General features: G+C 75.2%; 9 protein-coding genes. 3 read left to right on the top strand and 6 right to left on the bottom strand.

Annotation, left to right across the window (positions count from 1 at the left end; translation table 11 throughout):
• Nucleotides 1-16 precede the first annotated feature (16 nt).
• Nucleotides 17-1,168 (top strand): glycosyltransferase family 4 protein, encoded by a 1,152-nt coding sequence (locus LPU43_RS21855; protein WP_229402368.1) that lies wholly within the window; start codon nt 17-19, stop codon nt 1,166-1,168.
• Nucleotides 1,169-1,184: 16 nt separating this feature from the next.
• Here LPU43_RS21855 and LPU43_RS21850 read toward each other — a convergent pair whose 3' ends face one another.
• On the bottom strand, nt 1,185-3,623 hold the full coding sequence (locus LPU43_RS21850) for a glycogen debranching N-terminal domain-containing protein (protein WP_229402367.1): 2,439 nt from the start codon (nt 3,621-3,623) through the stop codon (nt 1,185-1,187).
• A 242-nt stretch (nt 3,624-3,865) separates the two neighbouring features.
• Between LPU43_RS21850 and LPU43_RS21845 the strand changes: the two genes are divergently transcribed.
• Nucleotides 3,866-4,246: a YccF domain-containing protein gene (locus LPU43_RS21845; protein WP_229402366.1), complete on the top strand. Its 381-nt coding sequence runs from the start codon at nt 3,866-3,868 to the stop codon at nt 4,244-4,246.
• A gap of 108 nt (nt 4,247-4,354) precedes the next feature.
• Here LPU43_RS21845 and LPU43_RS21840 read toward each other — a convergent pair whose 3' ends face one another.
• From LPU43_RS21840 to LPU43_RS21820, 5 genes are all read right to left on the bottom strand, one after another.
• A complete protein-coding gene (locus LPU43_RS21840) occupies nt 4,355-5,944 on the bottom strand; it encodes an MDR family MFS transporter (protein ID WP_229402365.1) in 1,590 nt (529 codons plus the stop codon).
• A 51-nt stretch (nt 5,945-5,995) separates the two neighbouring features.
• Entirely contained in the window at nt 5,996-6,610 is a 615-nt protein-coding gene (locus tag LPU43_RS21835; protein ID WP_229402364.1) for a TetR/AcrR family transcriptional regulator, read from the bottom strand.
• 194 nt (nt 6,611-6,804) lie between these two features.
• Nucleotides 6,805-9,243, bottom strand: a complete 2,439-nt coding sequence (locus LPU43_RS21830; protein WP_229402363.1) for a M14 family metallopeptidase — start codon at nt 9,241-9,243, stop codon at nt 6,805-6,807.
• Between the two features lie 151 nt (nt 9,244-9,394).
• Nucleotides 9,395-12,007, bottom strand: a complete 2,613-nt coding sequence (locus tag LPU43_RS21825) for a DUF6493 family protein (RefSeq protein ID WP_229402399.1) — start codon at nt 12,005-12,007, stop codon at nt 9,395-9,397.
• Between the two features lie 5 nt (nt 12,008-12,012).
• Nucleotides 12,013-13,347, bottom strand: a complete 1,335-nt coding sequence (locus tag LPU43_RS21820; RefSeq protein ID WP_229402362.1) for an SWIM zinc finger family protein — start codon at nt 13,345-13,347, stop codon at nt 12,013-12,015.
• 231 nt (nt 13,348-13,578) lie between these two features.
• On the opposite strand from LPU43_RS21820, the gene LPU43_RS21815 reads away from it, so the two are divergent.
• Nucleotides 13,579-14,796: an MFS transporter gene (locus LPU43_RS21815; RefSeq protein WP_255686471.1), complete on the top strand. Its 1,218-nt coding sequence runs from the start codon at nt 13,579-13,581 to the stop codon at nt 14,794-14,796.
• Nucleotides 14,797-14,881 lie beyond the last annotated feature (85 nt).

Below are 14,881 nucleotides of genomic sequence, written 5' to 3'. Positions count from 1 at the left end.
TCGAGAAAGGAACCCCGTGAACCACGCGGCCCCGCAGTACGACCTCACCGTCGCCCTGACCTACTACACGCCGTACATGAGCGGGGTGACCCACACGGCCCGCACCGTCGCCGAGGGCATGGCCGCGCGCGGCTGGCGGGTGGCGGTGGTGACCAGCCAGCACGACCCGTCCACCCCGCGCCGGGAGACCATCAACGGCGTGGACGTGCACCGCTCCCCGGTGCTCGGCCGGATCACCCGGGCGCAGATCAGCCCGGCGTACCCGGTCGAGGCCGCCCGGGTGGCCCGCCGGTCGGCGCTGCTCTACCTGAACCTGCCGATGGCCGAGGCCGCGCTGCTGGCCCGGTTCGCCCGGCCCACCCCGATCGTGAGCATGCTGCACATCGACCTGTACCTCCCGCCGGGCCTGCTCAACCGGGTCGCGGTCGCCGCGTCCGACGTGACCTCCTGGGCGACGATCCGCCGGTCGGCGGCGGTGGTGACCAACAGCGAGGACCAGGCCCACGCGTCGAAGTTCTGGCCCCTGGTGCGGCGGCGGGAGTTCCGGGCCATCCCCGCCCCCTGCCTGGACCGGCGGGGCGGCCGACCCCGCTACCGCAGCGGCGGCGGCCTGCACGTCGGCTTCCTGGGCCGGATCGTGGAGGACAAGGGCATCCCGTACCTCGTCCGGGCCTTCCGGCGGATCGCCGACCCCGACGCCCGGCTGCTGATCGGCGGCAACTACCGGACCGTGATGGGCGGCGACAACCTGGCCGACGTCCGGGCGGAGATCGGCGCGGACAGCCGCATCCGGGTGCTCGGGGAACTGCGCGGCCAGGAGATCGACGACTTCTACGCCTCCATCGACGTGTTCGCCCTGCCGTCCGTGGCGGAGTCGTTCGGCATCGTGCAGGCCGAGGCCATGATGTGCGGCGTGCCGTCGGTGACCACCGACCTGCCCGGCGGGCGCTACCCGGTCCTGGCGACGGGGTTCGGCGCCCTGGTGCCGCCGCGCGATCCGGAGGCGCTGCACCGGGCGATCCTGGAGCTGGCCGACGCCCCGGCCCATTGGCGGGAGGCCAAGGCCCACGAGGCGCGAGCGCTCTTCGCGGCCGAGCGCGGTCTGGACGCCCACGAGGAGCTGTTCCACCTGGTACGGGAGAGGGCCGCCGCCCAGCGGGTGCGCTGAGCGGCCGGGGCGCGGGTCAGGGGCGGGGCGGGTCGTGGACGTCGTGGCCCCGCCCGAGGGCGTCGGCGTACCCCCAGCGACCCGGGACGTCGAAGAGCGCGACCTGACCCATCCCCGCCGGCAGCCCGGCGTCGACCTTGAGGTGGTCGTCGTGCGGTTCGAGGCCGAGCAGGCAGCGCAGCAGCAGCGGCGCCGCCCCGGCCGACGGGGCGTACGGGCTGTCGGTGAAGCGGTGCGGCACGGGCACCCGGGTGGTGGCCCGGTCGTAGCCGGCGAAGTAGGCGGGCAGCCAGCCCCGGAAGTGCCGACCGGCATCCAGCAGCGCCTGGGCGAGCCGGGCCGCCTCCCGCTTGAAGCCGTACCGGCGCAGGCCCCAGGCGATGAGGGAGTTGTCCGCCGGCCAGATCGCGCCGGTGTGGTGGCCCAGCGGGTTGAACCGCCACTCGGTGGCGGCCAGGGTGCGGATGCCCCAGCCCGAGAAGAGGGCGGGCCCGAGCAGGTGCCCGACCAGGCGCTCGGCCCGCTCCGGGTCGACGATGCCGCTCCAGAGGAGGTGCCCGACGTTCGACGCGAGGGCGTCGACGCGCTGGCCGTCGGCCTGCAACGCCAGCGCGTAACAGCCCCGGTCGGGCAGCCAGAAGTCCCGCTCGAACCGTTCCCGCAGCCCTTCGGCGGCCCGCTCCAGCCGGTCGGCGTAGGCCGGGTCGCCCCAGAACAGCCGGGCCATCCGGGCCGCCCGCAGCCGGGCGTCGTAGGCGTAGCCCTGGACCTCGCAGATCGCCAGGGGGAAGGTGGGCAGCCGCCCGTCGCGGAAGCAGATGGCCGACTCGGAGCTTCGCCAGCTCTCGTTGACCGGGCCGGCCCGGGTCTGCCGGCGGGTGGACCAGACGTAGCCGTCGCCCACCGGGTCGGCGCGCTCGTCGAGCCAGGCGAGAGCGGCGCGGGCCTCGAACTCGTAGCGGCGGACCAGCTCGGCGTCGCCGCTCCAGCGCTCGTACTCGTCGAGCAGGACGAGGAAGAGCGGGGTGGTGTCGACGGCGGAGAAGTCGGACGCGCCACGGGTGTCGCCGAAGGCGGACGACTCGCCGTACCGGATCTCCTGGAGGATCCGGCCCGGCTGCTCGCCGCGGAACGCGTCGCGGCGGCTGCCCTGGGTCAGCGCCAGGATCCGCAGGGTGTCGACGGCGCGGCGCGGCAGGAACGGCAGCACCTGGAGGCTGCTGACCAGGCTCTCCCGGGCGAGGAAGGTCATCGACCAGGGCAGGCCGGTGGCGGGCAGCCGCTCCCGGTAGTTCAGGCCCGCGTAGTGCAGGGCGGCGAGGTCGCGCACCCCACGCCGGTACGCCTCGACCAGCGGCCGGTGGTCGGCGCGCAGCCGGGGCGCGCCGGCGACCGTCTCCTCGATCTCCCGGCCGACCTCGGCCCGCGAGCGGTCGGTGGAGCTGCGCAGCCGCTCGCGCAGGTCGCGTCGCCGCAGGTCTCGGACCAGGGTCAGGACGCGCAGCCGCACGGACCAGGTGCCGTGCGGCCCGACGGTGACCCGGAACGTGAGGCCGCGCTCGTCGGCGCGGGCGGCCTCGCTGGCGCAGACGACCGTCTCCCGGTAGAGGGTTTGCCGGTGGTAGTGCAGCCGCAGCGCGCCCTCCTCGACGGTGGCGCGGACCTCGCGCTCCCGGCACAGCCCTTCGCGGATCTCCTGGATCTCCGCGAAGTCCGCGCCGACGTCGAGCCGGACCGTGTACCGGACGGGCTCGGGCGCGTAGTTGAAGAGCGTGACCTCCTCCTCGAAGGTCCGCCCCAACCAGCGGTGCCGCAGGATCGACGTGGTGGCGCTGACGTAGTGCGTGGGCTGGCCGGGCACCAGCGCGAACTTGGCCTCGAAGGACTGGACGTCGTCGACCGAGAGCGCGGTGAGCGGCTCCCCGTCGACGGTCAGCCGCCAGGTCGACAGGAAGCGGGTGTCGAGGTGGAAGAGGCCGAGCGGGCTGGCCGGCTCCGCCGCGACGTCGCCGTTGCGGGTGCTGATCAGGAACATGTTGCCGTAGAAGACGCTGCTGGTGTCCTGGAGCCCGATGTCGGCCCGCTCGGCGCCGACCTCCGCGACCGGCTCGGGCGCGGGGCACTCGGCCGGGGCCGGCAGCAGCCGTTGGAACGCCACGAACAGCGACAGGTCGCCCTCGACGGAGACGCTGCCGCGCAGCAGCAGCGCCAGGACGTGCTCGGCCCCGGCGGTCAGCCGTTCGAAGGTGTCCGTCCCGATCTCCACGACGCAGTCGGCCTCGCGGTCGGCGCGGCCGACCCGGGCCCGGCCGCCGTCGAGGGTGACGAACCAGGTCGCGCCGCCCCCGTCGCCGCCGACGACGACGAAGCGGATGGTGCCGGTGGGCGTGCGGGGCAGCCGGCCCCGGGCGGAGTCCTCGAGGCCGGCGAAGAACCGGTCGAGTCGTTCGCTCACCGGGTGCCCCTGTCGCGAGCAGTTGTCAACCCTCGGCCGCACCCGACAAGGCGGACGTATCGGCGCAGATCCAGGCTACGCCACGGCGGCCCCGGCAGCGGCGCTTCGGCGGGACCGGACGCCCGGGGTGGCGGGTCAGCGGGGCCGGACGCCCGGGGCTGGCGGATCAGCGGGGCCGGACGCCCCGGGCCCGGCGGGTTGGCGGGAGAGGCAGGGTGGCGGGGGCGGGTCATGCTGAGAGGGTGATTCGCTTTCTGCTGAACGTGTTGTGGCTCGTCTTCGGCGGCGGGATCGTGCTGGCGATCGGGTACGGCATCGCCGCGCTGATCTGCTTCGCGCTGGTCGTCACCATCCCGTTCGGCGTCGCCTCCCTGCGGCTGGCCGGCTACTCGCTGTGGCCCTTCGGCCGGACAGTGGTGCCGAAGCCGGGCGCGGGCGTCGGCTCGGGGCTGGCCAACGTCCTCTGGGTGGTGCTGGCGGGCTGGTGGCTGGCCCTGTCCCATATCGCCGCCGGTGTCGCGCTCTGCGTCACGATCATCGGCATCCCGTTCGGGATCGCCAACTTCAAGCTCGTCCCCACGGCGTTCTGGCCCCTGGGGCGGGAGGTCGTCGACACCCCGTAACCGTCGGCCCGCCGTCCGGGGGGCGTGCCGGTGCGGCGACGGTCACCAGTCGGCCGCGCGCGGCGACGCCCCCCGGGCGGGGCGCCGCCGCGCCGGGCAACGGGTGGCTCAGCGCGTCGGGGGCGCGCCGGCGGCCTCCTCCTGGGCGAGCCGCTCGCTGCCGCTGAGGGTGTGCAGCGGCTTCTCCCTGATGAACAGCACCGCGACCAGGGAGAGCAGGGCGAACGGCGCGCCGACGAGGAACAGCTCGGCCGTGGCGATCCCGTACACGTCCCGCACCACCCGGAGCACCGGCTCGGGCAGGGCCGACAGGTCGGGCACCTCGGTGGAGCCGCCCTCGCCGGCACCCGCGGCGAGCGGCCCGAGCTTCTTGGCGGTCAGCGAGGCCACCCGGTTTGCCAGGACGGCGCCCAGGGCGCTGACCCCGATCGCCGCGCCCATGCTGCGGAAGAAGGTCAGCGCGGAGGTGGTGGCGCCCAGTTCCTGCGCGGGCACGTCGTTCTGCGCGGCGAGGACGAGGTTCTGCATCAGCAGACCCACGCCGATGCCGAGCACCGCCATGTACGTGCCGAGCAGCAGCCTGTTGGTGTGGGCGTCGATGGTGGACAGCAGCACCATGCCCAGCGTCATCACGACGCCGCCGGTCAGCAGGTAGCGCTTCCACCGGCCGTACTTGGTGATGAGCTGCCCGGCGACGGTCGAGGAGACCAGCAGACCGAGGATCATGGGCAGGCTCATCAGCCCGGCCACCGTCGGCGACTGACCGAGCGAGATCTGGAAGTACTGGGACAGGAAGACGGTGCCGCCGATCATGGCCACGCCGACCAGCGTGCTCGCGATGGTGGCCAGCGACACCGTGCGGTTGCGGAAGATGCTCAGTGGCACGATCGGCTCGGCCGCGCGGGACTCCACCAGCACGGCCAGCGCCAGCAGGACGAGCCCGCCGCCGACCAGCAGGGCGGTCCACCCGGAGGCCCAGGCGAACTTGTTGCCGGCCAGCGACGACCAGATCAGCATGGTGCAGACCCCGGCGGTGATGAGCAGCGCGCCGAGCCAGTCGATGCGGACCTTCCGCCGGGTCACCGGCAGGTGCAGGGTGCGCTGGAGCAGGACGATGGAGAGCAGGCTGAACGGCACGCCGATCAGGAAGCACCAGCGCCAGCCGAGCCACGACGTGTCGACCAGCACGCCGCCGATGAGCGGGCCGGCGATGGTGGCGACGCCGAACACCGCGCCGAAGATGCCGGCGTAGCGGCCCAGCTCGCGGGGCGGGATCATCGCCGCCATGACGATCGTGGCCAGGGCGGTCATGCCGCCGGCGCCGACGCCCTGCACGACCCTGCTGACCACGAGCACCTCGACGTTCGGGGAGAAGCCGGCGATCAGCGAGCCGGCCACGAACAGCCCGAGGGAGAGCTGGATGAGCAGCTTCTTGCTGTAGAGGTCGGCCATCTTGCCCCACAGCGGCACGGTCGCCGTCATGGCCAGCAGCTCGGCGGTGACGATCCAGGTGTAGACGGTCTGGGTGCCGTTCAGGTCGGCGACGATGCGCGGCAACGCGTTCGCCACGACCGTCGAGGCGACGACCGCGACGAACATGCCGACCATCAGGCCGGAGAGGGCCTGGAGCACCTCGCGGCGGGACATGCGCCCGGTGCCGACTCCGGGGGTCTTGACGGGCAGGGCGGTAGAGGCCATCGGCGATTCCTCACGTAGCTGACAGTGATCGGGACTGGCGGTGGGCCGGGTTCAGCGGGGCGCCGGCAGGCCGGCGGCCAGCGCGGCGAATGCCTCGTCAACGAGGTCGGCCAGGTTTCGGTTATCGCCGGCCGTCGCCCAGCGGGTCGTCGCGGCGCGCAGGGCCGCCCCGGTCACCGCCGCGACGAGGGCGGGATAGGGGTGGTCGGGGGCGACGCCGACGCGGGCGGCGATGACCCCGGCGACGGCGTTCTCGACCTCGACGTTGCCGGCGACCAGGCGCGGCAGCAGCGCGGGGTTGCGCGTCACCACGTCCATCCGCAGGCACCACAGCTCGCGTTCGGCCTGCACCTCCTCGATCACCTCGGCGACGGCGGCGCGCAGCGCGGCCAGCACGGGGACCTCCGGCGGCACGGCGGTCAGCCGCGCCAGGATCCGGTCGGCGTCGGCGTCGTGGTCGCCGACGAGGGCGTCGTCCTTGCAGGCGAAGTAGTTGAAGAAGGTGCGTGCGGAGACGTCCGCCGCCGCGCTGATCTCCTCCACCGTCACGTGGTCCAGCCCGCGCTCGGCGACGAGGCGCAGCGCCGCTTCGACCAGCGCGGCGCGGGTCTGCCGCTTCTTGCGGTCACGCCGACCGGGGGCGGAGGCGGGCGGGGACGGCGTCACGCGGCGAAGCGTACAAGAATTTTTGCAGGCTCTGCAAGCTTGCAGACTGTGAAGCGAACCGCACCCCGGGGCGCCGGGCGCTCACCGGCCGCCCCCGCACCGACGTCGGCCGCAGCGGTCCGCGGCCGACCGGGTCGCCGCGTCGTCGACGGGAGGCCCGGCCCGGGGAGCACGCCCCGGGCCGGGCCGGCCGGTCAGCGGGCGGGCAGCACCGCCCGGCCCTTGTTGAAGTTCTTGCCGTGGCCGTCCGGGCGGTAGTTCTTCTCGACGTTGCCGGCCGCGTCCACCGAGAACCAGTGGATCGTGGTGCCGGCCGGGACGGTGAGCGTCTCCCCGCCCTCCCGGATGCCGGCGGAGCCGTACAGGGTGGAGGCGTAGGTCGGCCGGCCGCCGTCGAGGGTGTAGAACACCGCCGCCGGCTCGCTGACCTCGAAGCGCACGTCCACCGTGCCCGGGGTCGCGCCGGGGGCGAGGGAGAGCCGGCTGTCCGGGCGCCGCCGGTCGCGGTCGAAGTCCCGCGCCACCCGCATCAGCTCGACCAGGCCGTTGGCGAACTCCTGGCTCTGCTGGTGCGCCTCGTCCCACGCCGGCTGGAAGGTGTTGCCGACCTCGAAGTTCCAGGCGTAGATGCCGTACCGGTACCAGAGCATGTCACCGGAGTTTCCCGCCGCCGAGTAGAGCACGTCGGAGATGGGGCCGGTCCGGGCCGGGGTGACGGCCATGTTGCGGTGCCGCTTGATCGCGGTCAGGATCCGCGAGGACGCGCCCCAGAAGAACGACTCCTCGGCCAGCGTCGGGCGCGGGGCCGAGATCCGGCCCGGCAACGAGTACGCGCCCGGGGACCACATGAAGTAGTTGCCCGAGGAGTGCAGGTTCATCGAGAACTTGACGTTCGGCCGTCGCGCCAGCCAGTCGAGGTTCCTGTTCTCCGGCTCGGTCAGCTCGCCCGGCCCGGCGTACGTGTCGCTCGTGCAGCTCGCCGACGCGCCCGAGTACCCGTCGAAGAGGCTGTACTCGCTGTAGTTGCGGTTGTTGTCCACGCCCCACGAGTTGCGGGCGAGGGCGTCGGTCGCGCCGCCGGCCGGGCAGTGGTTGGTCATGTTGCGCCGCTGCGAGGCGAAGTCGTAGAACGAGTAGTGCCCGCCGTCGGGGTTGATCGAGGGGGCGATCCAGATGTCCAGGTCGTCGAGCAGTTGCCGGGTCCGGCTGTCGTGGGCGTAGTTGCGCAGCAGCCGCTCGGCGGTCTCGATCGTCACCAACGGCGGGACCCACTCGCGCGCGTGTTCCTGCGCGTAGGCGAGCACTCCCGTGCGGGAGCCGTCCCGGTGCTTGCCGATGCGGATGGCGTACACCGGGTGGGGGTCGCGGGACACGCCGGCCGGCGCCTTCAGGTTGTCCGACAGCGGGGTCGCGGCGACCGGCGAGACCTTGCCGTCGCCGGCGCTGCCCCGGTACGGGTACGCCCGCACCAGCGTGCCCGCCCGCGCGTTGAGGGCCGCGACGACCTGGGCGGCGGTGCTGGTGACCGCGCCGGCGGCGTCGGTGGCCAGGCTGACCCGGATCGCCCTGCCGGTCACGGCGACCTCCAGCGCCCGGTCGGCCGCCCCCGGGTCGGCCAGCTCGACGGAGATCTCGTTGCCGCCCTCGTGCCCCCAGGCCAACGAGTCGACCGCGACCCGGTCGGCGGCCGTGGCGCCGAGCACCACCTGCGCCTTGCGGCGGTACCCGTTGGTGCGGTACGGCAGCTCGACGACCTCGGCCAGCCGGGGGAAGTCCGCGGCGAGCTGGCGGACGCGCGCGTACAGCTCGGTCGGGGTGAGGTAGCTGGTGACGAAGTCCTTCTGGTAGCCGGGGCCCTCCGGGTCGTCGTCGGGGATCGGCAGCCACTCCTTCACCTCGGCCACCGCGACGTCGCCGGTCGGGCTGGTCACCTCGATGCGATGCGGCCGGGCGGTGACCGTGGCGGCCCCCCGGTGGTAGAGGTAGACCCCGGCGTCGACGAACCGGGAGATGGTCTGGGTGCCACCGGAGCCCGGCTGCGTGCCGGGGCCGCTGTCGCGGGACACCGTCAGGGTGCTCGTCGAGGTCTGACCCTCGGCCCACTTCGCCTCGACCGACAGCACCTGGCTGCTGCCGGAGGTGTAGTAGTCGGCCCGGATGATCCGCACGCCGGAGGCGGCGGCCGTGGCGCGCAGGCTCGCGGAGTACGCGCGGTTCTCCGCCCGGTGCGCGCCGATGGTCGCCTCGCGTTCGGCGACCCTCGCGGCGGAGTCGGCCGAGGTGTGCAGGACGGCGCCGAGCCGGTAGCCCATCCGCCGCAGCGCCGCGGCCTCGGTGGGGGTGACCACGGCGTGCGCCACGACGCCCTGGTCGGTGCGGGTGACGTGGTGGTCGAGGTCGACCCCGGTGGCGACCAGCTCGTCGAGCCGGGCGGTGTCGGCGACGGTCACCTCCACCACGTCGGCCGCCTCGTCGGCGAAGCGTTCGAGGACGGCGGGCGCGTTCCCGGGGGCGTCGGCCGGCGCGGCGGGGCCGGCGGTGGCCGGGCCGGCCAGCAGGAGCAGGGCCGCGCCCGCGGCGGTCGCGGCGGGCAGCCGCCGTCGCCAGCGGCGGGGAGGAACGGAGCGGGGCATCGGGCCACCTTTCGAAAGGCGCGCGGACCGACGGCCGGCGCGGCGGGTCGGAGGTCCTCGGCGACGGGTGGGCCCATCCTGATCGCACGCACTTCCATATGTCAATGCGCCGGCCCGGCCCCCCGGCGGCGGGGGCCGGGCGGCGGGCGGATCAGCCGTCGGCCAGCGCCCGGTGCAGGCGGCGCGCCTCGGTCACCAGCCGGGTGGACCCGCCCCGGGCGGCAACCTCGGCCAGCCCCGGCACCCCGAGCCGCACGCCGGTGGCCGTGGCCGTCTCCGTGGCCAGGGTGAGCAGGTCGGGCAGGCCGCGCGGCGGGGCCCCGGCGGCGAGCAGCGGCGGCAGCGCGGCGGCCAGCAGCCGCCACACGGTCAGCGGGGCGCCCACCGTGGCGGCGTCACGCAGCGGCTCGACCGCCCGGGTCAGCTTCACGGCCTGCCCGGCGACCAGCTCGCCGAGCCGCCCGCCCACCCCGGCGGCGTCGAGGCGGCCCGCCCCGGCCAGGGCGAGCAGGGCGTCCAGCGCCGCGACCCGGTCGGCGCCGTGGCGGGCGCCGAGGCCGTAGGCCAGCGCGAGGTCGACGGCCGCCCCGCCCGCGCCGCCGCAGTCGGCGAGCAGCGGCAGCACGGGGGCGCCGTCGCGCTGGTCCATGTCCGCGGCGGCGGCCACCTCCGGCAGCACGTACGCGGCGACGACGCCCCGGTGGTGGGGCAGCAGCGACGGCCAGAGCCGCGCCCAGGTGCGGGGCTCGGTGTGCAGCGGCGGCGGGTCGGCGGTCAGCAGGCCGTACCGGTCGTCGTAGCCGGCGGGCGGGCGCAGCTCCACCGCGACGCGGCGGGCGGGGAGCTGGTCGTGCTCCCAGTCGTAGCCCTTCCTGCGGGCGCGCGGGGCGAGCGTGACGACGCGCTGCACCGGGTCCGGCAGGCCGCCGGCGCGCAGCCAGGCGGCGAGCCGGTCCCCGCCCGCGGTGCCCAGCGCCTCGGCCTTGCCGGCCAGCGCGTCGTCGACGCCGGGCGGCAGGCGCAGCAGCGCCTGGGTGAGGTCCCAGTGCCAGGGCTCACGCCCGCCGAGCTCGGTGAGGCGCTCCAGCAGCGCCAGTGGGTCCAGCGCGCCGTCGGTCGAGGTGGGGGCGGCGAGCAGGCCGGGGTGGCCCGGCTCCCCGAGATGGTGGCCGATCTCGACGATGCGGGCCCGGAGCAGGGCGTGCGGCGCGTTGAGCCGGGGGTCGGTCGTGACGAGTTCCGGTTGGGCCGCCGACCGGTCGGGGCGTCGGAGGGCGGCCAGCAGCGCGGCCCACCGGCCCGGCTGCGGGGCCGCCGGGCGGGGCTCGCCGGCGGCCTCCAGCACCTCGCCGACGAGGCCGGAGAGGCTGCACGGGTCCCAGTGGGGGTCGGTGGCCCAGGACCAGTGGCGGCGGGCGAGGACCGGGGCGAGCGCGGCGCGCAGCCGGGGGCCGTCGGTCGCCGCGAGGCGCACCACGCCGTCGAGGATCCGGTCGAGGGGCTCGCCGCCTCGCTCGGTGCCGAGCAGCGCGGCGACCTCCTCGGCCAGCTCGTCGACGTCGGTGATCGCCGCCGGGGCGGGAGCCGCCGGGCCGGGGTGCGGCAGGTCGTCGCCGCGCGGGGCGGTGCGGGCGGGGCCGCCGGCGACCGGTGCGAGGCCGTGCCGGGCGGCCAGCGCGGTCGCCCGGTCGCGCAGGTCGACGGCGGGGTGGTCGACCGCGACGGCGATCACCTCGGCGATCTCCGCCGCCCGGTCCCGGTGCCGCCGGGCGAGCCGGTCGAGCCAGGCGAGCTGCCCGCGCACCAGCGTCTTGTCGGGCCGGAGGAGCACCTCCCGGGAGGTGTCGAGGAGCGCCTCCAGTTCCAGGTCGGGCAGCTCGCGCAGCGCCTTCTGCGCGACGGTCGCCACGGGGGCGGGCGCGTCGGCGAGCAGGCGCAGGTAGTCGGTGGCGCGGGCGGCGACCTCGTCGGTGGTGGGCTGGAGCTGGTCGAGCAGGGTGGTGAAGGCGCGCAGGGCGACCGGACGGTCGCCGCGCAGCAGCCGGCCGACCGCGCCGTCGAGCAGGGCGGTGCGCGCCACCACGCCCTCGGCGGCGAGCTGCGCGAGCGCGGCCGACAGCACGACGGGCCGGCGGTCCTGCCGGTTGGAGACGATCTCGTCGAACGTCATCGACGCGCCGAGGCCGTCGATCTCGAACAGCCGGGGCAGCAGCGCGGGCAGGAGCGGGTCGGCGCGGAGCCGGTCGGGCAGCGGCACCGGCGCGCCACGGTGCCGCTCGGGCCACGCCAGGGACCGCACCCACAGCTCGACGAAGCGGTCCCCGGGCGGCTCGGCGTCGGCGGGCAGCAGCGCGGCGACGAACCGCCAGTGCTCGACCCAGGTGTCGCGGGCCAGCTTGCCGGCCAACCGCCGGGCGAGGTCGGGCAGCCAGGCGACGCCGCGATCGGCGGCGGTCGCGCGGACGAGCCGCGCCGCCCGTTCCCCGTCGATGGTGACGCCGCGCCGGGCGAGGAGCGCGGCGGCCTGGGCGGCGGTGGGCAGGCAGCCGACCGCGGCGACGGCCAGGGCGGTGCCCCGGCCCGGGCCCCAGAGGACGGGACGCCGCGTCCTGACCCAGTCGGTCAGCTCGACGCCGAGGGCGCGGCGCCGCTGTTCGGCCAGCCCGGCCAGGGCGTCGGCGACCCGGCCGGCCGAACCGGCCTCGATCAGGTCGAACAGGTCGCTGGGGCCGCCGGCCGCCAGCTCCACCCGGCGCCGGATCATGCTCTTCACACCGCCTCCCGCACGCCGGCGGCGGCCATCCGGGTGGCGAGCGCGTGCTTGCACGGCCCGCGCCGGCCGCGGTGCTTGGCCCACCAGGGGCAGGTGCAGGTGTACCGGTCGTCGGGGAGCCGGCGCACGCGGTAGACCTCGTCGCCGCTGCGCACGGTGGCGCCGGCGGCGTCGGTGTCGACGGCCCCGGCCTCCAGCAGCGCCCGCGCGCCGACCAGCCGGGGGTTGTCCCGCTCGGCCCGGCCGGCGTCGTACGGCATGACGCGGTGGAAGTAGGCCGCCTCGGAGACGTCGTAGCCGACCCGCCCGGCGGTGCCGAGCTGGGCGAGGGCGCCCCGGACCCGGGCGGCGTCGAGGCCGGCGGCGGTGGCCAGCGCGTCCACGTCGACGGTCGGGTCCCAGGCGAGCAGGGCGGAGATCAGGTCGGCGTCGTCGGCCACGTCGTCGCCGGCCAGCGCGGTCAGGGCGGCGCCCTCGCCGGAGAAGCCGCGGTAGGGCTCGGGCGAGAGGGTGAGCGAGAGCCGCAGCGCCCCGGTGTCCAGCTCCCAGGTGCTCGGCGTCGGCGCCGAGCCGGCCCCGACGGTGGGCCCGTAGACCCGTAGGCTCCGGGCGAAGCGCAGCATCGGGCGCAGGGCCGTGAGCCGGGCGGGACCGGTCAGGCACACGGCGCCGGGGACGGGTCGGGAGGTCAGCCGCAGCGTTCGGCCGGCCGGGACCGCCCAGAGCACCGAGCGGTCGCCGGTGGTCGGCAGCCGGCGCAGGAACGCCGCCGCCTCGGCGGCCGGGAGCTCCGCCCGCGGCTCGAACGCGGCGGCGAGGACCTGCACCTCGGCGAAGCCGCGCAGCCAGCGCGACGGCAGCGGCACCTTCTTCTCCACGACCGCGCCGTCCATCGTCTCCACGGTGAGGTCGTCGGGGCCGACGCAGAGGCGCAGCGGGTCGAGGCCGCCGACGCGGGCGAGCGCCTGACGCAGCGGGTTGTTGACGTCCACGTTGGTGGTGCCGTGCTCCAGGACGTCGCCGTCGAGCCCCTCGGGCAGGGCGTCGAGGCGGGCGTAGACGCCGCAGCAGCCGGAGAACGACTCGAACCGCAGCCGGTCCCGGCTGCCGGTGACGACCGGGTCGAGGCTGGCCGGGCTGACCGGCCGGAAGTAGCGGGTGCGGGCGACCTCGGCCACGGCGAGGAGCCCGACGGCGGCCGGCTGCGGCGTGGTGAGGAAGCCGGCGAAGAACCGGGGGTTCGGGGCGGGCCCGCCGCTGGTGGACAGGGCGAGGCCGTCGGCACGCAGGGCGGAGGAGCCGAGGTAGCGGTACGTCTGTTGGGCGCTCACGGGCCCGGACGCTACAAGGCCCCTGCGACACACCGTGCCCGGCCACGGCTCGACGCCTCGACGGCCGGCTCGCGGGCGTCGGGGTGGACACCCGGCGGGCGAAGGCGACGGCGTCCTCACCGGACAAAGACGCCCCTCAACCTGCCCGACCGCCCCGACAGCGGCGTTCGAGAATCTTCCTCGCGGCAGTTCCGGGTGGCAGGACAATAACGATTATGATTCGCTGGCCCGGTGCTGTGGACTAAGAACTTTTCCTATTTCTTCCTAGCCCGCACGGTATCCGCCTTCGGCGATGCCATGTTGACGGTGGCCTCAGCGCTGGCGATCGGGGCGATCTACGGCACGACCGGCGTCGGACTGGGGCTCGCCGCCTGGATGATTCCCTTTCTCGGCTGCATCCTGTTCAGCGGGGTGCTCGCCGACCGGCTCAGCGCCCGCCCGTTGATGATCGCCGCGGACGTGGCGCGGGTCGTCGCGCAGGGGATCATCGCGATCGCGTTCTTCGTCGGCACGCCGCCGTTGGCGCTCCTGCTGGTGTGCTCGGCCGTGAGCGGGGCCGCCGCGGCGATGTTCCAGCCGGGCGTCAACAGCATGGTGCCGCTGGTGAGCGACGATCTGCACCGGGCCAACGCCGCCATCAAGGTCGCGAGTTCCTTCGCCCACCTGCTCGGGCCCGCGGCGGCCGGCGTGCTGTACGCGTTCCTGGGCGCCGCGCCGGTGTACCTGATCGACGCCGCCACCTTCGCGCTCAGCGGGGTGTGCCTGGTCGCCCTCCGGCTCACCGTCTCGCCGGCGACCGGGACCGAGACGTCGATGCTGCGCGACCTGGCCGAGGGCTGGCGGGAGTTCCGGTCGCGCACGTGGATGTGGAGCGTGATCCTGGTCTGGACGGTGTACGGGATCGTCCTGATCGGGCCCCTGGTCCCGGTCGGCTCGGTGCTGATCAGCGGGCGTCTGGGCGCCCAGGCGTACGGCTGGGTGCAGTCCGCCATCGCCGTCGGCACGATCCTCGGCGGGCTGGCGGCGTTGCGGATCAGGCCCACCCGGCCACTGGCCGCCGGCGCGGTCGCCATGTTCGGCTACGGCCTGCTGCCCCTGGCCATCGCCCTGCACGCGTCGCTGCCGATGCTGCTCGCGGCGGCGACGTTCAACGGCCTGGCCTGGGCGTTCTGGTCGGTGATGTGGCAGACGAGCGTGCAGACCCAGGTGCCGCTGGAGATGCTGAACCGCATCACGGCGTACGAGGTGTTCGGCTCCAACGGCAGCCTGCCGATCGGTCAGGCGCTCGCCGGCCCGGTCTCCGGCGCCATCGGCGGGGAGCGGCTGCTGGGGGCCGCGACCGCGGTGAGCGCCCTGGGCTGCGTGACCCTGTTGCTCGTACCGGCGGTGCGCAACCTGCACCGGAGCCCCGAGCGGAAACCGGCGGCCGAACCGCTTCCCACCGCCTGAGCGGGTCGGCGCGGCACCGCATTCGGGTGGCTGATTTCCGTGACATCGCGATTGGAACGCGCGGCGATACAGTAGTGCCCGGCTA

This window comes from Micromonospora okii (assembly GCF_020884795.1).
In the GTDB taxonomy this organism is placed as follows: Bacteria; Actinomycetota; Actinomycetes; order Mycobacteriales; family Micromonosporaceae; genus Micromonospora; species Micromonospora okii.
Note: the sequence above shows the minus strand (reverse complement) of the source record. Positions and strands in the feature narration are given on the sequence as shown.